The 18,409-nt window shown below is 73.1% G+C and carries 18 protein-coding genes; 9 read left to right on the forward strand and 9 right to left on the reverse strand.

Translation table 11 applies throughout. The features are described 5' to 3' along the window. Window positions 1-112: 112 nt before the first annotated feature. Window positions 113-1,027 carry a DMT family transporter gene (locus ACFY3J_RS11980; protein ID WP_390840807.1) on the reverse strand — a complete coding sequence of 305 codons (915 nt, stop codon included), beginning with the start codon at window positions 1,025-1,027 and terminating at the stop codon, window positions 113-115. Here ACFY3J_RS11980 and ACFY3J_RS11985 point away from each other — a divergent pair. Further along, the gene (locus ACFY3J_RS11985) at window positions 1,026-2,501 is read left to right on the forward strand and encodes a PLP-dependent aminotransferase family protein (protein ID WP_390840808.1); all 1,476 of its coding nucleotides are present in this window, start codon (window positions 1,026-1,028) and stop codon (window positions 2,499-2,501) included. The genes ACFY3J_RS11980 and ACFY3J_RS11985 overlap by 2 nt on opposite strands. A gap of 59 nt (window positions 2,502-2,560) precedes the next feature. Here ACFY3J_RS11985 and ACFY3J_RS11990 read toward each other — a convergent pair whose 3' ends face one another. Further along, window positions 2,561-3,028 (reverse strand): DUF6314 family protein, encoded by a 468-nt coding sequence (locus ACFY3J_RS11990; RefSeq protein ID WP_384175420.1) that lies wholly within the window; start codon window positions 3,026-3,028, stop codon window positions 2,561-2,563. An 85-nt stretch (window positions 3,029-3,113) separates the two neighbouring features. Between ACFY3J_RS11990 and argC the strand changes: the two genes are divergently transcribed. The 5 genes from argC to ACFY3J_RS12015 are packed head-to-tail and all read left to right on the forward strand — an operon-like array spanning window position 3,114 to window position 7,980. Beyond that, window positions 3,114-4,142, forward strand: a complete 1,029-nt coding sequence (gene argC, locus ACFY3J_RS11995; RefSeq protein ID WP_390840809.1) for an N-acetyl-gamma-glutamyl-phosphate reductase — start codon at window positions 3,114-3,116, stop codon at window positions 4,140-4,142. Then, complete coding sequence (gene argJ / locus ACFY3J_RS12000; protein ID WP_390840810.1) at window positions 4,139-5,290, forward strand: bifunctional glutamate N-acetyltransferase/amino-acid acetyltransferase ArgJ; 1,152 nt, start codon at window positions 4,139-4,141, stop codon at window positions 5,288-5,290. The genes argC and argJ overlap by 4 nt, the downstream gene beginning before the upstream one ends. After that, complete coding sequence (argB, locus tag ACFY3J_RS12005) at window positions 5,287-6,195, forward strand: acetylglutamate kinase (protein WP_384175426.1); 909 nt, start codon at window positions 5,287-5,289, stop codon at window positions 6,193-6,195. The genes argJ and argB overlap by 4 nt, the downstream gene beginning before the upstream one ends. Further along, entirely contained in the window at window positions 6,192-7,421 is a 1,230-nt protein-coding gene (locus tag ACFY3J_RS12010; protein ID WP_384175428.1) for an acetylornithine transaminase, read from the forward strand. The genes argB and ACFY3J_RS12010 overlap by 4 nt, the downstream gene beginning before the upstream one ends. Before the next feature lie 19 nt (window positions 7,422-7,440). Next, the gene (locus ACFY3J_RS12015) at window positions 7,441-7,980 is read left to right on the forward strand and encodes an arginine repressor (protein WP_100567805.1); all 540 of its coding nucleotides are present in this window, start codon (window positions 7,441-7,443) and stop codon (window positions 7,978-7,980) included. Between the two features lie 24 nt (window positions 7,981-8,004). Here the strand turns inward: ACFY3J_RS12015 and ACFY3J_RS12020 are convergent, their stop codons facing one another. The 5 genes from ACFY3J_RS12020 to ACFY3J_RS12040 all read right to left on the reverse strand — a co-directional run bounded on the left by ACFY3J_RS12020 (window position 8,005) and on the right by ACFY3J_RS12040 (window position 12,986). Next, window positions 8,005-8,742 carry an FAD:protein FMN transferase gene (locus ACFY3J_RS12020; protein WP_390840858.1) on the reverse strand — a complete coding sequence of 246 codons (738 nt, stop codon included), beginning with the start codon at window positions 8,740-8,742 and terminating at the stop codon, window positions 8,005-8,007. Window positions 8,743-8,797: 55 nt separating this feature from the next. After that, window positions 8,798-9,610 carry an FMN-binding protein gene (locus ACFY3J_RS12025; RefSeq protein ID WP_390840811.1) on the reverse strand — a complete coding sequence of 271 codons (813 nt, stop codon included), beginning with the start codon at window positions 9,608-9,610 and terminating at the stop codon, window positions 8,798-8,800. 73 nt (window positions 9,611-9,683) lie between these two features. Next, the gene (locus tag ACFY3J_RS12030; protein ID WP_384175431.1) at window positions 9,684-11,066 is read right to left on the reverse strand and encodes a ferric reductase-like transmembrane domain-containing protein; all 1,383 of its coding nucleotides are present in this window, start codon (window positions 11,064-11,066) and stop codon (window positions 9,684-9,686) included. A 92-nt stretch (window positions 11,067-11,158) separates the two neighbouring features. After that, a complete protein-coding gene (locus ACFY3J_RS12035) occupies window positions 11,159-11,626 on the reverse strand; it encodes an FMN-binding protein (RefSeq protein WP_384175433.1) in 468 nt (155 codons plus the stop codon). A gap of 7 nt (window positions 11,627-11,633) precedes the next feature. Beyond that, window positions 11,634-12,986, reverse strand: coding sequence for a ferric reductase-like transmembrane domain-containing protein (locus ACFY3J_RS12040; protein ID WP_390840812.1), 1,353 nt, complete (start codon window positions 12,984-12,986; stop codon window positions 11,634-11,636). Window positions 12,987-13,140: 154 nt separating this feature from the next. On the opposite strand from ACFY3J_RS12040, the gene ACFY3J_RS12045 reads away from it, so the two are divergent. After that, entirely contained in the window at window positions 13,141-13,890 is a 750-nt protein-coding gene (locus ACFY3J_RS12045) for a response regulator transcription factor (protein WP_390840813.1), read from the forward strand. A gap of 17 nt (window positions 13,891-13,907) precedes the next feature. Continuing rightward, window positions 13,908-15,464, forward strand: coding sequence for a sensor histidine kinase (locus ACFY3J_RS12050; protein WP_390840814.1), 1,557 nt, complete (start codon window positions 13,908-13,910; stop codon window positions 15,462-15,464). 18 nt (window positions 15,465-15,482) lie between these two features. Here ACFY3J_RS12050 and ACFY3J_RS12055 read toward each other — a convergent pair whose 3' ends face one another. Together ACFY3J_RS12055 and ACFY3J_RS12060 are read right to left on the reverse strand one after the other, a co-directional pair. After that, a complete protein-coding gene (locus ACFY3J_RS12055; RefSeq protein ID WP_384175441.1) occupies window positions 15,483-16,181 on the reverse strand; it encodes a L,D-transpeptidase in 699 nt (232 codons plus the stop codon). A 3-nt stretch (window positions 16,182-16,184) separates the two neighbouring features. Beyond that, the gene (locus ACFY3J_RS12060; protein WP_384175443.1) at window positions 16,185-16,772 is read right to left on the reverse strand and encodes a pyridoxamine 5'-phosphate oxidase family protein; all 588 of its coding nucleotides are present in this window, start codon (window positions 16,770-16,772) and stop codon (window positions 16,185-16,187) included. Window positions 16,773-17,122: 350 nt separating this feature from the next. Between ACFY3J_RS12060 and ACFY3J_RS12065 the strand changes: the two genes are divergently transcribed. Then, window positions 17,123-18,316, forward strand: a complete 1,194-nt coding sequence (locus ACFY3J_RS12065) for an argininosuccinate synthase (RefSeq protein WP_384175445.1) — start codon at window positions 17,123-17,125, stop codon at window positions 18,314-18,316. The last annotated feature ends 93 nt before the right edge of the window (window positions 18,317-18,409 follow it).

Raw genomic sequence — 18,409 nt, forward strand, 5'->3', positions numbered from 1 at the left:
ATGTGCGGGAGCAGCGGTCCTCGACTTCCGATTCCGAGTCTACGATGCGGAGCGCGGCCGGAACCGGTGAGCCGCCGGGCCGGTGTGCGGTCGGCACCGGTGTGAGCGCCGGTCAGCCGCGCGTCCGCTGGGTGACGGCGATGCAGACGAGCACGGCTACGGCCGTCACGGGGGCGGCCGGAGTGAGGTGCTCGCCGAGCAGCAGCACCGACCACACCAGTGTGAGCAGGGGTTGGGCCAGCTGCAACTGGCTCGCCTTGGGGATGCCGACGGCGGCCATGCCCCGGTACCAGACGACCAGCCCGAGGAACTGCGAGCCCGCCGCGACCCAGAGCAGTCCGGTCACGCTGTGGACGCCCAGGTGCACGGGCTCGTGCGTCAGCGCGAGCGCGGCCGCGGGCACGGTGAGCGGCAGGCATGCCACCAGCGCCCAGCCGATGACCTGCCAGCCCGGCATCACGCGGGCCAGCCGGCCGCCCTCGGTGTAGCCGGCGGCGCACACCAGCAGGGCGCCGAACAGGTAGCCGTCGGCGGTGGTCAGCGCACCGCCGCTCTGCTGCACGGTGAAGGCCACCACGGCCGCCGCGCCCGCCAGCGCCGCCGTCCAGAACGTGCGCGAGGGGCGGATGCCGAAGCGCAGCGCGGAGAGCAGCGCCGTGGTGAGCGGCAGCAGGCCCACGACGACGGCGGCGTGCGCGGTGGTGGAGGTCTCCAGGGCGAGCGTGGTGAGCAGCGGGAAGCCGAGGACCACTCCGGCGGCCACGACCGCGAGGCCGGGCCAGTGCCGGCGTGCGGGCGGCGGTACGCGCAGCGCCAGCAGGCAGCCGCCCGCGAGGACCGCGGCGAGCACACTGCGCACGGCCACCAGGGACCAGGGTCCGAAGCCCTCCAGGCCCCAGGCGGTGGCCGGGAAGGTCAGGGAGAAGGCGACCACGCCGAGGGCCGCCTGAAGGGTGCCGGCGCGCGGGCGGGCCGGGGCGTCCACCGCTATCGATGTCGGTGCGGTAGCGCTACTCTGTGCTCTCATGCAACAGCGTAGCAGCGTCGCCGAACTCGCAGAATGCCTGCGGCGGGAACTGGACCGCTACTCACCTGGTGGAAAGCTCCCGTCGAGCCGGGTCCTCGTCGAGCGGTACCGGGTCAGTCCGGTGACCGTCTCGCGGGCCCTGTCGCAGCTGGCGGCCGAGGGCCTGGTGGTCACCCGTCCCGGTGCCGGCGCCTTCCGCGCCCCGGCGCGCGGGACGGCCGCTCCCGCCGGCGACACCTCCTGGCAGGAGGTCGCGCTCAGCGCGGACGGCGCCGCCGACCTCGTACCGCGCACGGTGGACGCCTCCGGCGTCACGATCTCGCTGGCCGCCCCGCCGCCGGGCGTGATCGAGTTCAACGGGGGATACCTGCACCCCTCGTTGCAGCCCGAGCGGGCCATGGCCGCCGCGCTGTCCCGGGCCGGCCGCCGTCCCGGGACGTGGGGGAGGCCGCCGCTGGAGGGGCTGCCGGAGCTGCGCGAGTGGTTCGCGCGGGACATCGGCGGACCGGGCGGGACCGTCACCGCCGCCGAGGTCCTGATCACCGCGGGCGGCCAGTCCGCGCTGACCACCGCCCTGCGCGCCCTGGCCCCGCCCGGCGCTCCGGTGCTGGTCGAGTCGCCCACCTATCCCGGCATGCTGGCCATCGCCCGGTCCTCCGGGCTGCGGCCCGTACCCGTGCCCGTCGACGCCGAGGGGGTGAGGCCGGAACTGCTCGCCGACGCGTTCCGGGCCACCGGCGCCCGCGTGTTCGTCTGCCAGCCCCTGTTCCAGAACCCCACCGGCGCCGTCCTCGCCCCCGACCGGCGCGCGCGGGTGCTGCGGACGGCCCGCGAGGCCGGAGCCTTCGTCGTCGAGGACGACTTCGTGCGGCGGCTCGCGCACGAGGACGCCGGCACCCTGCCGCCCCCGCTCGTCGCCGCCGACCCGGACGGGGTCGTGGTGCACGTCGGCTCGCTGACCAAGGCCACCTCGCCCAGCTTCCGGGTGAGCGCGCTGGTCGCGCGCGGCCCGGTGCTGGAACGGCTGCGCGCCATCCAGGTCGTGGACACGTTCTTCGTGCCGCGGCCGTTGCAGGAGGCCGCTCTCGAACTGGTCGGCTCACCCGCCTGGCCGCGTCATCTGCGCACGCTCGCGGCGGAGTTGAAGAGTCGTCGGGACGCGATGACCACCGCGCTGCGGGGTCACCTTCCCGAACTCGCCCTGCCGCACGTCCCGTCCGGGGGCTACCACCTGTGGCTGCGCCTGCCCGACGGCACCGGGGGCGCCTCCCGGGCCTTCGGCCCTGGGGGAGAGGCCGCCCTGACGGCCGCCGCCCTGCGCGCGGGCGTCGCGATCACCCCTGGCCGCCCCTACTTCAGCGCCGAACCCCCGGCCGACCACGTGCGGTTGAGCTTCGCCGCGGTCGGCGGCACGGCGGAGATCGCCGAGGGCGTGCGCCGCCTGCGGACGGCCTGCGCGGAGGCGCTGCCCTGACGGCCGGCCCGGGGAACGGACGGCCGGGACCGACCCCCGGCGGTCTGCGTACCGGGGGCTCAGTCCTCGCGCGCGTAGTCCGTCGTCAGCAGCAGGTTCTTCGCGGGGCCGCCCACGCGCCACACCGTGCGCCAGTGCCCGGCGTCCCGGACGGTGAACTCGCCCCGGTAGAGATCCGCCGCGCACGGATGGCCGGCCAGGTGCCGCCCGGAGCGCAGGTCCAGATCGTGGAAGGGCCGCCCGTCCGCGAAGCGCACATCGGCCGTGCCCGGCACGCTCCCGGGCAGGAAGCGCAGCGTCCGCTCGGCGGGCCGGGCCACCCCCTGCCAGACGAACGTGCCGCACTCCCGGTGCAGGAGCCCGCCGCCGTCCAGGGCGCCGAAGGCCGTCGTGCCGGTGAACTCCCCCGTCCCGCCGCCCGCCAGGTCCCGCACCGACCGCCGGACCCGCCAGTTCCCGGCCAGGTACGCCAGCACGTCCGGCACCGGCAGGAACCGGTCCTCCGCCGCCCGCTCGCCCTTTTCCACCCGCTCACCGTACGACGACCGGCCTCGATTCCGTTGCATAAACGTGCAGGAATACGTATAGTCATGCCATCGAGGAGGAGGGTTCATGGCTGTACGTGTGGCGGTCGCCGGAGCGAGTGGATACGCGGGCGGAGAAGCGCTGCGCCTGCTCCTGGCGCACCCCGAGGCCGAGATCGGCGCCCTGACCGGGAACACCAACGCCGGCGAGCGGCTCGGCGCCCTGCAGCCGCACCTGCCGCCCCTCGCCGACCGCGTCCTGCAGGAGACCACCCCCGAAGTCCTCGCCGGGCACGACGTCGTCTTCCTCGCCCTGCCGCACGGCCGGTCCGCCGCCGTCGCCGAGCGACTGGGACCCGACGTCCTCGTCATCGACATGGGCGCCGACTTCCGGCTGAAGGACCCCGCCGACTGGGAGCGCTTCTACGGCTCCCCGCACGCCGGCACCTGGCCCTACGGCCTCCCCGAACTCCCCGGTGGCCGCGCCGCGCTGGCGGGTGCCCGGCGCATCGCGGTGCCCGGCTGCTACCCGACGGCCGCCTCCCTCGCCCTCTTCCCGGCCTACGCGGCCGGACTCGCCGAGAACGAGGCCGTGATCGTCGCCGCGTCCGGCACCTCCGGCGCCGGCAAGGCGGCCAAGCCGCACCTGCTCGGCTCCGAGGTCATGGGATCCATGTCCCCCTACGGGGTGGGCGGCCTGCACCGGCACACCCCGGAGATGATCCAGAACCTCAGCGCCGCGGCGGGTGAGCGCGTCACCGTGTCCTTCACGCCCACGCTCGCGCCGATGCCCCGCGGCATCCTCGCCACGTGCAGCGCCAAGGCCCGGCCCGGGGTCACCGCCGACTCCGTGCGCGCCGCGTACGAGAAGGCCTACGCCGACGAGCCCTTCGTCCGCCTCCTGCCCGAGGGGCGCTGGCCCGCCACCGCCTCCGTGTACGGCTCCAACGCCGTGCAGATCCAGGTGGCGTACGACCCCGCCGCGCACCGCGTCATCGCGATCAGCGCCATCGACAACCTGACCAAGGGCACCGCGGGCGGCGCGGTGCAGAGCATGAACATCGCCCTCGGACTTCCCGAGGAGCTCGGACTTTCCACGATCGGAGTCGCACCGTGAGCGTCACGGCAGCCAAGGGGTTCCAGGCGGCGGGCATCGCCGCCGGGATCAAGGAGAGCGGCAACCCGGACCTGGCCCTCGTGGTCAACACCGGACCCCGCCGCGCCGCCGCGGGCGTCTTCACCTCCAACCGCGTCAAGGCCGCCCCGGTGCAGTGGTCCGAGCAGGTCCTCAAGGACGGCAGGCTCTCCGCGGTCGTCCTCAACTCCGGCGGCGCCAACGCCTGCACCGGCTCCAAGGGCTTCCAGGACACCCACGCCACCGCCGAGAAGGCCGCCGACGTGCTCGGTGTCGGCGCCATCGAGGTCGCGGTCTGCTCCACCGGACTGATCGGCGTCCTGCTGCCCATGGACAAGCTGCTGCCGGGCGTCGAGACGGCCGCCGCCCGGCTCTCCGAGCACGGCGGCGAGAAGGCCGCCATCGCCATCAAGACCACCGACACCGTCCACAAGACGTCCGTGGTGACCAAGGACGGCTGGACCGTCGGCGGTATGGCCAAGGGTGCCGGCATGCTCGCCCCGGGCCTGGCCACCATGCTCGTGGTCCTCACCACGGACGCCGACCTCGAGGCCGACGTGCTCGACCAGGCGCTGCGCGCCGCCACCAGGGTCACCTTCGACCGGGTCGACTCCGACGGCTGCATGTCCACCAACGACACCGTGCTGCTGCTCGCCTCCGGCGCCTCCGGGGTCACCCCGCCGTACGCGGAGTTCGCCGAGGCCGTACGGGCGGTGTGCGACGACCTCGGGCAGCAGCTCATCCGGGACGCCGAGGGCGCCAGCAAGGACATCAAGGTCGAGGTGGTGGGCGCCGCGACCGAGGAGGACGCCGTGGAGGTGGGCCGCTCCATCGCCCGCAACAACCTCCTCAAGTGCGCCATCCACGGCGAGGACCCCAACTGGGGCCGCGTCCTCTCGGCGATCGGCACCACCCAGGCCGCCTTCGAGCCCGACCGGCTCAACGTCGCCATCAACGGCGTCTGGGTCTGCAAGAACGGCGGCGTCGGCGAGGACCGCGCGAAGGTCGACATGCGCTACCGCGAGGTCCACATCGTGGCCGACCTCGCGGCAGGCACCGAGACCGCCACCATCTGGACCAACGACCTCACCGCCGACTACGTCCACGAGAACAGCGCCTACTCCTCATGAGCTCCGGAACCACTCGCAAACACACCGCGCTCCCCAAGGCGAAGATCCTCGTCGAGGCGCTGCCCTGGCTGACCCGGCACCACGGCAAGATCGTCGTCATCAAGTTCGGCGGCAACGCCATGGTGGACGAGGAGCTGAAGGCCGCCTTCGCCCAGGACGTCGTCTTCCTGCGGCACGCCGGCCTCAGGCCCGTCGTCGTGCACGGCGGCGGCCCCCAGATCAGCCGGGCGCTCGACCGGCACGGCATCGTCAGCGAGTTCAAGGCGGGTCTGCGGGTCACCACCGAGGAGGCCATGGACGTCGTGCGGATGGTGCTCGCCGGGCAGGTGCAGCGGGAACTGGTGGGCCTGCTCAACCAGCACGGGCCCTTCGCCGTCGGCCTCACCGGCGAGGACGCGCACACCATCACCGCCACCAAGCACACCCCCGAGATCGACGGCGAGCCGGTCGACATCGGGCGGGTGGGCGAGATCACCGCGATCGACACCGGCGCGATCGAGGCGCTGCTCGCCGACGGCCGCATCCCGGTCGTCTCCTCGATCGCCCGCTCCCAGGACGACGGACATGTCTACAACGTCAATGCTGATACGGCGGCTGCGGCACTCGCTGCGGCACTGGGCGCCGAGACCCTCATGGTCCTCACCGACGTCGAGGGCCTCTACGAGGACTGGCCGAACTCCGACGAGGTGATCAGCCGCCTGACCGCGAGCGAGCTGGAGAAGCTGCTGCCGGAGCTGTCCTCCGGCATGGTGCCGAAGATGCGGGGCTGCCTGCACGCGGTGCGGGGCGGCGTGACCACCGCCCGCGTCATCGACGGCCGGGTCCAGCACTCGATCCTGCTGGAGATCTTCACCGACGAGGGCATCGGCACGATGGTCGTGCCGGACGAACAGGGGGAGTCGTGAGCAACCAGGACGCGAGCAATCAGGAAACGGGCAATCAGGAGACGGGCAACCAGGCACTGGCCGCGCGCTGGCAGGGCGCGCTCATGAACAACTACGGCACCCCGCGGCTCGCCCTCGTCCGCGGTGCGGGCCCGAAGCTGTGGGACGCCGACGGCCGGGAGTACGTCGACTTCGTCGGCGGTATCGCGGTCAACGCGCTCGGCCACGCCCACCCCGCCGTCGTGGAGGCGGTCGGTCGGCAGATCGCCTCCCTCGGCCACGTCTCCAACCTGTTCATCGCCGAACCGCCCGTGGCCCTGGCCGAACGGCTGCTCCAGCTCTTCGGCCGGGACGGCAAGGTGTTCTTCTGCAACTCCGGTGCCGAGGCCAACGAGGGCGCCTTCAAGATCGGCCGGCTGACCGGGCGGCCGCACATGGTCGCCACCGAGGGCGGCTTCCACGGCCGTACGATGGGCGCCCTCGCGCTCACCGGCCAGCCCGGCAAGCAGGAGCCGTTCCTGCCCCTGCCCGGCGCGGTCACCCACGTGCCCTACGGGGACGCGCGGGCCCTGGCCGCCGCGGTCACCGAGGAGACCGCCCTCGTCGTCATCGAGCCCATCCAGGGCGAGAACGGGGTCGTGGTGCCCCCGCCCGGCTATCTGAAGGCGGCCAGGGCGATCACGGCGGCCACCGGTTCGCTGCTGGTCCTCGACGAGGTGCAGACCGGCGTCGGGCGCACCGGGCACTGGTTCGAGTACCAGGCCCACGAGGGCGTCCTGCCCGACGTCGTCACGCTCGCCAAGGGCCTGGGCGGCGGACTGCCGCTCGGCGCCACCGTCGCCTTCGGGCGCGCCGCCGACCTGCTCCAGCCCGGTCAGCACGGTACGACCTTCGGCGGCAACCCGGTCGCCTGCGCCGCCGGACTCGCCGTCCTGGACACGATCGCGGGCGAGGGGCTGCTGGAGAACGTCAAGCGGCAGAGCGAGAGGCTGCGCGAGGGGATCGAGTCACTGGACCACCCGCTGGTCGCCCACGTCAGGGGCGCGGGCCTGCTGCTGGGTATCGTGCTCACCGAGCCGCGCGCGCCCCAGGTGCAGCAGGCGGCTCAGGAGGCCGGTTTCCTGGTGAACGCGCCCGCCCCCGAGGTCGTACGGCTGATGCCGCCGCTGAACCTCGGCGACGACGAGGTGGACGCCTTCCTCGGGGCGCTGCCCGGCGTCCTGGACGTGGCAAACGGGGACGGATGATCCGGAGATTGAGACGACGATGAGTCAGGCGCAGAACGGTCAGACCGAGGCCGGGCCTGCGGTGCCGCAGACCCGCACCGCCCGCCACCGCCGGATCGTGGACATCCTCAACCGGCAACCGGTGCGCTCCCAGAGTCAGTTGGCGAAGCTGCTGGCCGACGACGGGTTGAGCGTCACCCAGGCGACGCTCTCCCGCGACCTGGACGAGCTGAACGCGGTGAAGATCCGCAACACCGACGGCGACCTCATCTACGCGGTGCCCAGCGAGGGTGGTTTCCGCACCCCGCGCGCACCGCTGGGGGAGTCGGTGAAGGAGGAGCGGATGCGGCGGCTCTCGCAGGAGCTGCTGATCTCCGCGGAGGCATCCGCCAACCTCGTGGTCCTGCGAACGCCTCCGGGGGCGGCGCAGTTCCTGGCCTCGGCCATCGACCAGGCCGAGCTGCACGACATCCTGGGGACCATCGCCGGCGACGACACGCTGCTGCTGATCAGCCGGGACCCCACGGGGGGACAGGCACTGGCGGACCACCTGCTGAGGCTGGCCCAGAACGGCCAGTGAGCTTGGCGCGGGGCCGGCCGGTCCTCAGCCCAGCCGGGCGGCGAGCCCGTGCGTGCACCTGACCTCGTCGCCCGCCGTGATCAGCAGCGCCTCCACGTCCGGCAACGACTCCAGCCAGGCCAGGCCCTCGCGGGAGCCCATGGCGAACGCGGCCGTCGCCCAGCAGTCCGCCCAGGTCAGGCTGGGGGCGACCACGGTGACCGCGACCAGGTCGGTGACCGCCGACCTGCCGGTGCCCGGGTCGACGATGTGGGCGCCGCGCTCGGCCGTGCCCGACGTCGCCACCGCCAGCTCGCTCGTACCCGCCGCGGAGACCACCGCCGCGAGCCCGCCGGGGCGCAGGGGGTCAGAGACGCCCACGCGCCAGGGCCGCTGCGAGTCGGGGGAGCCGAGCAACTGCACGTCTCCGCCGCCGTTCACGCTGACCCCGCTCACCCCCGCCGCCGCGATCCGCCGGGCGGCCCGTTCGGCGGCCCAGCCCTTGACGATCCCGGTCGGATCCAGGCTCCCCTGGTAGCGCAGGCTGAACCAGCCCTCGCTGACCCGTTCGGCCTCGGCGCCCAGTTCGAGCACTTCGGCGACCTCGGGGTCGCACTCCGCCACGGTCAGCTCACCGCGCGCCAGGCGGGAGAGCTGGCTGTCGTCGCGGTAGGTGCTGAACACCTCGTCGACGCGGTGCAGCCCGACGATCGCCTCGCCCAGGGCCGCCGCCACCGCGTCGGACCGACCGCCGCGCACGTCGAAGGAGAAGACGGTCCCCATGACCTCCTCCGCGTGCCGCACCGCGACGGGACCCTGCGCCGAACCGGACACGGTCTCAGCCACCCGCCTCGTCCAGTGCCGACTGGAGGGACTTCTTGTAGCCGTCGCTGGTGTAGGTCGCTCCCGACACCGTGTCGATGTCGGCGCTCTGCGCGGTCACGGCCTCCTGGTTGAGCCTGGGGACGGCGAGGTCGCTCTTCTGGCCGCTGACGCCGCCCTGTGGTGCCTGTACCGCCTCGGCCTTGGTGATCCTGCCGCCGCTGACCGTGATCCGGACCTGCACCGGGCCGTACTGGGTCTGCGCGGCGTCGCCCGTGACGGTACGGGTCTGCGCGGCTTGCGAGCCGGCGGCCCCCGAGGAGGACGAACCGGACGGCGAACCGGAGGCCTGCCCGGACGCCGAACCGTCCGCCTTCACCTTGTCCAGTGCCGACTGGAGGGACTTCTTGTAGCCGTCGCTGGTGTAGGTCGCTCCCGACACCGTGTCGATGTCGGCGCTCTGCGCGGTCACGGCCTCCTGGTTGAGCCTGGGGACGGCGAGGTCGCTCTTCTGGCCGCTGACCCCGCCCTGCGGTGCCTGTACCGCCTCCGCCGCGGTGATCCTGCCGCCGCTGACCGTCAGCCGGACCTGCACGTCGCCGTACTGGGTCCGGGCCACGTCGCCGGTCACGGACCGCGTGCCCGTCCGCCGCGCGCCGCTGCCGCCCTGCGGCGACTCCTGCGCCGTCGCGGTCCGTTGCGGCGCCGCGCCGGCCGCCGAGGCGGAGGCCGGGTCGGAGGCCGGCTTCAGCGACAGCAACAGCACGATGCCGGACACGGTCGCGGCGCCGGCCAGCACGGCACGTCGGATGGGGTGGCTCTTCCTCATCGCCGATGAGCTCCTGAATTCCGTGAGTCCCGTAAGTCTTCTGGTTTCCGCGGCCGTTCCGCGTTCCCGTCGCTCACATCTCGAACGACTCGTGATGGATGCGGCGGGCGGGGACACCCGCGCCGCGCAGTGCCTCGTACACCGACTGCGCGAAGCCGGGCGGGCCGCACATGAAGACGTCGTGGCGGTCGATGTCGGCGATCTTGCGGCGCAGCGACTCGGCGGAGATGTCGGGGCGTTCCCCGTCCGGGCTGTTCACCGCGTACATCAGCCGGGCGCCGCGCTCGTCGGCGATCTTCGCCAGTTCGCCCCACAGGGCCAGGTCCTGCGTGCTGTTGGCCCGGTACAGCAGCGTGATGTCACCGGCCGCGCCGGGCAGCGTCTCGAACAGCGCCCGCATCGGCGTGATGCCCACCCCGCCCGCCACCAGCAGCACCTTGCCGCGGCTGCGCCGGGACGCGGTCAGCGCGCCGTACGGCCCCTCCGCCCACACCCGGGTGCCGGGGGTGAGTTCGCGCAGCCCGGCGCTGTGGTCGCCGATCGCCTTGACGGTGATGCGCAGCAGGTCCGGACGGGGCGCCGCCGACAGGGAGTACGGGTGGGAGGAGAACCGCATGCCGGGTGCCAGGAACCGCCAGCGGAAGAACTGCCCGGCCTCCGCGCCCATCCGGTGCAGCTTTTTGCCGCCGATCAGCACCGACACGATGCCCGGCGTCTCCTCGATCACCGCCTCCACCCGCATGCGGTGACGCAGGTTCAGCCGGATCGGGGTGAGGATCCGGTACCAGATCACCAGCGCGGTCACCGCGCCGTACAGGCCGTACCAGAAGGTCCTGGCGGCCGGTTCCACGGCGAAGTCGTTGCCGGTGGTGATCTGGTGCCAGAACGTCAGGAACACCGCGACATAGGTGAACAGGTGCACGTGGTACCACGTGTCGTAGGGCATCCGGCGGCGCACCGGGCCGATCGAGACCAGTCCGACGACCACCAGCAGTCCGGTGCCGATCGCGGCCTTGCCCATGTCGGGCAGCTGCTCGACGGATTCGACGGTCTGCGCCACGATGTCGCCGAGCGACTTGCCGCCCAGCAGCGCGTAGCCCCACATGGTGAGGAAGACGTGCGCGAGGACCAGGCACAGCGTGTACCGGCCGGTCATGGCGTGCCAGCGGGCGACCCGGTCGGAGCCCACCCGCCGCTCCAGGGCCGGCACCCGCGCCATCTGGAGCACGACCAGCGCCATCAGGTAGCCGGCGAGCAGGCCGGTGATCCGGCCCGCGTTCAGGACCTTCCCGGCGGTGCCGTCGATGGACGGGGTGTTCATCCACCACAGCCAGACGACGCCCGCCGCGCCCGCCCAGACGGCGGTCAGCAGTGGGACGGCGGGGGAGCGGCGCGGCCGGATGCGGCGCATCGTCTGGCGCCGGGCGGCGCGGCCTCCTGCGAGCGTGCTGGTCACGGTTCCTCCGCGGACGGGGTCAGGGGGCGGCGTGGTCCCTTGGCCCTGGAATACGTGCCACGGCGGCCACGCGTTCAGCATCCGGTCGAGGTTCAGCGTCCGGCCGCGTCCAGCGCGGACTGGAGCGAGCGGCGGTATCCGTCACTGGTGTACGTCGCGCCCGAGACGGTGTCGATGCTCGCGCTCTGCGCGGTCAGCGCCTCCCTGCGCAGCTGGGGGATGGCGTAGCCGCTGATCTCCCGGTCCCGCGGGTTGCCGGAGGGCCGGGCGAGTGCCGTCACGTCGGTGATCCGGCCGTCGACGAGCGTGACCCGCACCTGGACCGGACCCCAGCGCGTCCGCACCGTCTCACCGGTGACGGTCCTGGTGCCGGTGGACCGACCGGTCCCGCCGGTCCCGCCGGACGTGCTCGAACCGCTGGACGGGGCCGGCGCGGGATCCGCGGCGATCTGCGGCGGTGTGTGCGGCTTGAGCGACAGCAGCATCACCAGCCCGGAGACGGTGGCGGCGCTCGCCAGCACGACGCGGCGCAGCGGACGGTTCTTCCTCAACGCGTGCAACAGGGCCTCACAGCTCGAACGACTCGTGGTGGATACGGCGGTCCGGCACCCCGGCGGCGCGCAGCACCTCGTACAGGTCCCGGGCGAAGGCGTGCGGGCCGCAGAGATACACGTCGTGCCCGGCCAGGTCGGGGACGGCCGCACGCAGGGACTCCACGGTGAGGCGGGGGCGTTCGCCGCGCGGGCCGTTGAGCGCGTACAGCACCCGCGCCCCGCGCCCGCGCGCTATGGCCTCCAACTCACCGCCCAGGGCGAGGTCCTGGGCCGTACGTGCCCGGTACAGCAGGGTGACGTCACCGGGCAGCGTCTCGAACAGCGCCCGCAGCGGTGTGATGCCGACTCCGGCGGCGATGAGCAGGGACTTGTGCGAGGTGCGCCGTTCGGCGGTCATCGACCCGTAGGGGCCCTCCGCCCACACCCGGGTGCCCGGCCGCAGCAGCGGCACGGCCGCGCTGTGGTCGCCGAGGGCCTTCACCGTGATGCGCAGCAGGTCCGGACGGGGCGGCGCCGACAGGGAGTACGGCGTCGACGTCCAGCCCATGCCCTCGGCGAGGAACCGCCAGCGGAAGAACTGTCCGGGCCGCGCGCCCAGTTCGTCCAGCCGGTGGCCACGCACGACGACGGAGTACACACCCGGAGCCTCCTTGTGGACCGCCTCGACCCGCATCCCGTGGCGCAGGTTGAGCCGTACCGGGACCAGGATCCGGAACCACACCACCAGGGCCGCGACGCCCAGGTACAGCGCGTACCAGGCCGCCGTGGCCAGGACGTGACCGGTGAACTCGCCGCCCAGCGCCACCTGGTGGCCGAAGGCCAGGAAGACGGCGGCGTAGGTGAGCAGGTGCGTGTAGTACCAGAACTCGTGACCGGTCCGGCGGCGCACCGCGCGCGCCGAGGTGACGCCGACCGCGAAGAGGATCAGCGTCCCGGCGGTGGCCTTCAGCATCTCCGGGTAGTCCAGCACCACCGTGACCGCCTCGCGCAGAACGGAGGAGCCGTCCTGCGCGGCGTACCCGGCGAGGACCAGCACCACGTGCACGACCAGCAGACACACCGTGTAGCGGCCGGCCATCGCGTGCCAGCGCGCCACCCGGTCCGAGCCGATCCGGCGCTCCAGCAGCGGCACCCGCGCCATCAGACCCACCAGCACCGCGCAGGCGTACCCGCACAGCAGGCCCGCGATCCGTCCGGCGCCGGTCAGCCAGCCCGCCGCGCCCACGACGGAGGCGGTGTCGTACCACCACAGGAGGACCACCGCGGCGGCACCCGCCCACAGCAGCGCCAGCACCGCGCCCGCCGGGGAGCGCCGGGGCGCCAGTGGCACGGGCGGTGCCGCCCGCCGCTCGTACACCGTGGTCATCCGCTCTCCCGTCCCTTCGCCGGTCCAGGACGCAACTGTGCGGGGCGAACCTCTGAGGAAGCTCTGAGCCGCGGGCGGAGTGGGCCCACTCACAGAAAACTCAGAGGGTTCTCCCTCGCCGTCCGGGCCGGGCACCGGCGATGCTGGAAGGGCCATGAACACCTTCCGCCCGGGCCCTCCCGGCCTGCCCGCCCTCACCCGACTCGACGGCACCCCCGTGCGCATCCTCGTCGTCGACGACGACCCCGACCTCGCCGAAGTGCTCTGCGGAGCCCTGCGCTACCAGGGCTGGGAGGTGCGCGCCGCGGGCGACGGGGCCTCGGCCGTCGCCGCGGCGCGCGAGGTGCGGCCCGACGCCGTCGTCCTCGACGTGATGCTCCCGGACACCGACGGATTCGCCGTGCTGCGTGAGCTGCACGCCGCGCAGCCGGACGTCTGTGTGCTCTTCCTCACGGCGCGGGACGCGGTGGAGGACCGTGTCGCGGGGATCACCGCGGGCGGCGACGACTACGTGACGAAGCCGTTCAGCCTGGAGGAGGTGGTCGCCCGGCTGCGCGGACTGCTGCGCCGCGCCGGCATGGCCCGGCAGCCGGCGGACGGCCCGCGGCTGACCGTGGGCGACCTGGTCATGGACGAGGACGCCCGCGAGGTCACCCGGGCCGGAGAGCTGATCGAGCTGTCCCCCACCGAGTTCGAGCTGCTGCGCTTCCTGATGCACAACCCGCGCCGGGTGCTGAGCAAGGCGCAGATCCTCGACCGTGTGTGGTCCTACGACTTCGGCGGCCAGGCCCATGTGGTGGAGCTGTACATCTCGTACCTGCGCAAGAAGGTGGACGCCGGCCGCGAGCCCATGATCCACACGGTGCGCGGGGCCGGGTACGTGCTGAAGCCGGCGGTACGGTGACCGTGCCGCGGCGGGCGATGACACCGCGGACACGGCGGCTGCCCCGGCCGCGCACCCTGCGGGCCCGGCTCACCTTCGGCCTGGTGGTGCTGCTGGCCGTCGGCTGCGCCGCCGTCGGCGTGGCCGCGGTCCTCGAACTGGACGGCTTCCTCACCGGTCGGATCGACCAGCAGCTCCAGGAGGCCGGTCCGGGCTTCCCGGAGAGCCTGGAGCACGGCACCGCCACGCCCGCAAAGCCCTCCGACCACGACGGCGACGAGCGCGGCGACACCCGCCGCCAGGCCGCCGGCACCTTCGGTGCGCGGCTCCTCGGCGGCACGGTGACCCACGCGGCCATGGTCCCCTCTCAGTCCCGTCCCGGCTTCGACGTCACCCTCACCGGCGCCGACCGCGGGGCACTGGCCGCGCTCCCGGTGGACCGCGGCGGGCACACGGTGCGCCTGTCCGACCTGGGCGAGTACCGGCTGGCGGCCTGGCCGGGCCGGGACGGTGACGTGCTGGTCACCGGGCTGCCGATGGCGCCGGTGCGGGCCGCGGTCCACCGCCTGGAACTGGTCGCGGGGACCGTCTCCGCACTGGCCCTGGCCATCGCCGGGGTCGCGGGCGCCCTGTGGGTGCGCTGGTCGCTGCGGCCGCTGACCCGGGTCGCGGAAACCGCCGCCCGGGTCAGCGAGCTGCCGCTCGCCAGCGGCGAGGTGGCGCTGCCGCCCCGCGCGCCGCGCGCCGACCCGCGCAGCGAGGTCGGTCGGGTCGGCGCCGCCTTCAACCGGATGCTCCACCACGTCGAGGACGCGCTGACCAAACGGCACGCCAGCGAGGAACGCCTGCGCGGATTCGCCGCCGACGCCAGCCACGAGCTGCGCACCCCGGTCGCGACCGTGCGCGGCCATGCCGAGCTCGCCCTGCTCCACCCGGGGCCGGTGCCGCCCGAGGTCACCCGGGCCCTGGAACGCATCGCCGCCGAGTCCGCGCGCATGGGCGAGATGGTCGACGAGATGCTGCTCCTGGCCCGGCTGGACGCCGGGCGTCCCCTGGACCGCCACCCGGTCGACCTGACCCGCCTGGTCCTGGACGCGGTGACGGACGCCCGGGCCGCGGGTCCGGTGCACCGCTGGGCGCTGGAGCTGCCGGAGGAACCGGTGACGGTGACCGGTGACGCCCACCGGCTCCAGCAGGTGCTGGGCAACCTGCTGGCCAACGCGCGTGCGCACACGCCCGCGGGCACCAAGGTGACGGTGTCCCTGGACCTGGAGTGCGACCGGGAGGCGGACCCGGAGGGTGTCGTCACGGCCGTGCTGCGGGTGCACGACGACGGGCCCGGCGTCCCCGAGGAGGTCCAGCCGGGTGTCTTCGAGCGCTTCACCAGGGCCGACCGCCGTCGCACCGACTCCTTCGGCGGCGCCGGGGCCGGCCTGGGCCTGTCGATCGTGGCGGCCGTGACGGAGGCCCACGGCGGCAGTGTCGGCCTGGACAGCCGCCCCGGCTCCACGGCCTTCACCGTCCGGCTGCCGGCGGGCGGCGTCCAGGGTCTTTCGTCCGGATCACGCCGGGCTCGCGGGCCTGATCAGGCCTGATCCGGGCGAAAGCCTGAGTCAGTAACGGCTGATCGCGGTCGTCCCGCCCGCCGTGCCGATCGCGATGTGCGGCCGGCGCCCGGGATCCGCCCACGCCAGGATCCGCCGCATGGCCTCCCGCGGCACCGACACACAGCCGGCCGTCGCCCCGGGCCCGTTGACGTGCAGAAAGATCCCCGCCCCCCGGCCGCGCACCGGACGGGAGTAGTTGAACCCGATGACGAGCGCGTGCGCGTACTGCCTCGGGTACGCCACCAGGTGCTCGGACTCGTCGGCCCGGCAGTCCGCGGGGCGCGGCTGGGTCCAGCGGTTGTAGGAGCGCGAGCCGTTGTCCTGGCACCACCAGGAGTCGGGGCCCACCCGCCGGTACCGCAGCCGGGTCCCGCCCGGCGCGGACTCGACGCCGAAGGCGAACGGCAGGTGGTACAGCCCGGTCGGCGTCGTGTACGTCTCCTGCCGCCGCACCGTGCCCTCGACGAGCCCCTTCGCGCCGAACCGGGCCGGCGCCGAACCGGCCCGCACCCAGCGTCCGCCGCGCAGGTCCCACCAGATGACGGTGCCCGAGGTGGCGTCGGCGCGGGCGGCCTGAGCGGTGATCAGCTGGGTGCCGCCGCCGGTGTCCCGCATCCGCGCCGGCAGCGGCACCTCCCCCGCGGGCGCGGCACCGAGCGTGAGGAGGGACAGGGCGGCGAGGACCGAGGCGGCACCGGGGCGCATGGCTCAGACCGTAGTGGGCGGCAGCGGCAACGGCAGCCCGGGCAGTCCGTCCAGGCTGGTGGCCACGTGCTCCTTCCTGGTGAAGTAGTCGCTCAGCGAGGCGTCGTCCTCGCGCGCGAAGCGCCTGCCGTGCAGATCGCGGTCCGCCTCGTACGCCATGAAGGGCACCGCGTATCCGCAGGTGTCCCGCACCAGCTCGGCGTGTACGACGATGATCGCGCGAAGCCCGTGGTCGGCCGGATCGATGTCGGGGAAACGAGCGAGGAGTTCACCGAAACGAGGGTCGTCGCGGAAGACGGGCTCGCCCCGGCCGTGGACGCGCACGATGTTGGGCGGGCCCTGGAAGGCGCACCACATCAGGGTGATCCGGCCGTTCTCGCGCAGGTGGGCGATGGTCTCCGCGTTGGACCCGGCGAAGTCCAGATAGGCCACGGTGTGCTCGTCGAGCACCGCGAAGGAGCCCTTGAGGCCCTTGGGGGAGAGGTTGACCGTGCCGTCGCCGGAGAGCGGGGCGGTCGCGGTGAAGAAGAGGGGTTGCCGCTCGATGAACGTGCGCAGCCTGCCGTCTATGCGCTCATACGTCTTTCCCATGTCCAGCGATTATCCGGGGAAGTTCTTTCGCCTGTCTAAGGAATTGCGCCTTCCGGACCACCGTGGCCGCCCCGGCCGGCGCTTCCTCGGGGCGGCCACGGCTGCCTGTCGCCTCACGGGGTGAGGCGCAGGCGGCCGGGGAGGCAGGCGCCCGGGGTCCGGCGGCCGGGGCGCCTGTGTTCGCCGGGAGATACGCGGAAGCGGTTGCGCTCGTTCAAGGAGTGACGGGCGGGTTCTGAAGACACCTTGCGAATCCCCTGGTGCGGCGACGCGCCCCGGACGAGATTGACGAACCATGCAGAGTTCTGCATACTCATGCATGTCAGCGAATGCAGTGTGAGGAGAATCCCGTGACCGAGCGCGTCGTACTCGCCTACTCGGGCGGTCTGGACACCTCCGTCGCCATCGGCTGGATCGCCGAGGAGACGGGCGCCGAGGTCATCGCCGTTGCGGTCGACGTCGGCCAGGGCGGCGAGGACCTGGACGTCATCCGCAAGCGCGCGCTCGCCTGCGGTGCCGTCGAGGCAGAGGTCGCCGACGCCAAGGACGAGTTCGCCGACGAGTACTGCCTCCCGGCGATCAAGGCCAACGCCCTCTACATGGACCGCTACCCGCTGGTCTCCGCGCTGTCGCGGCCGACGATCGTCAAGCACCTGGTCGCCGCCGCCCAGAAGCACGGCGCCGGCATCGTCGCCCACGGCTGCACCGGCAAGGGCAACGACCAGGTCCGCTTCGAGGCCGGCATCGTCGCCCTCGCCCCCGACCTGAAGTGCATCGCCCCGGTCCGCGACTACGCGATGACCCGGGACAAGGCCATCGCGTTCTGCGAGGAGAAGAACCTCCCGATCGCGACCACCAAGAAGTCCCCGTACTCCATCGACCAGAACGTCTTCGGCCGCGCCGTGGAGACCGGCTTCCTCGAGGACATCTGGAACGCGCCGATCGAGGACATCTACGAGTACACCCAGAACCCGGCCGTCGCCCGTGAGGCCGACGAGGTGATCATCACCTTCAAGGAGGGCGTCCCGGTCGCCATCGACGGCAAGCCCGTCTCCGTCCTCCAGGCCATCCAGCAGCTCAACGAGCGCGCCGGCGCCCAGGGCATCGGCCGGATCGACATGGTCGAGGACCGCCTCGTCGGCATCAAGTCCCGCGAGGTGTACGAGGCTCCCGGCGCGATCGCCCTGATCACCGCCCACCAGGAGCTGGAGAACGTCACGGTCGAGCGCGAACTCGCCCGCTACAAGCGGCAGGTCGAGCAGCGCTGGGGCGAACTGGTCTACGACGGCCAGTGGTTCTCCCCGCTCAAGCGCGCCCTGGACGGCTTCATCAACGAGGCCAACCAGCACGTCTCCGGCGACGTCCGCATGACCCTGCACGGCGGCCGCGCGGTCGTCACGGGCCGGCGCTCCCAGGAGTCGCTGTACGACTTCAACCTCGCCACCTACGACACCGGCGACACCTTCGACCAGTCCGCCGCCAAGGGCTTCATCGACATCTACAGCCTGTCGTCGAAGATCGCCGCACGGCGCGACCTGGCCTAGGTCCTCTCGTTCGGATCATGCCGGGCTCGATCCGGACGAAAGACCCTGGGGCCCGGCCCGGCGCGGACCTCGCGTCACGGCGCCGGGTCGCCT

This window comes from Streptomyces sp. NPDC001231, assembly GCF_042896885.1.
Lineage (GTDB): Bacteria > Actinomycetota > Actinomycetes > Streptomycetales > Streptomycetaceae > Streptomyces.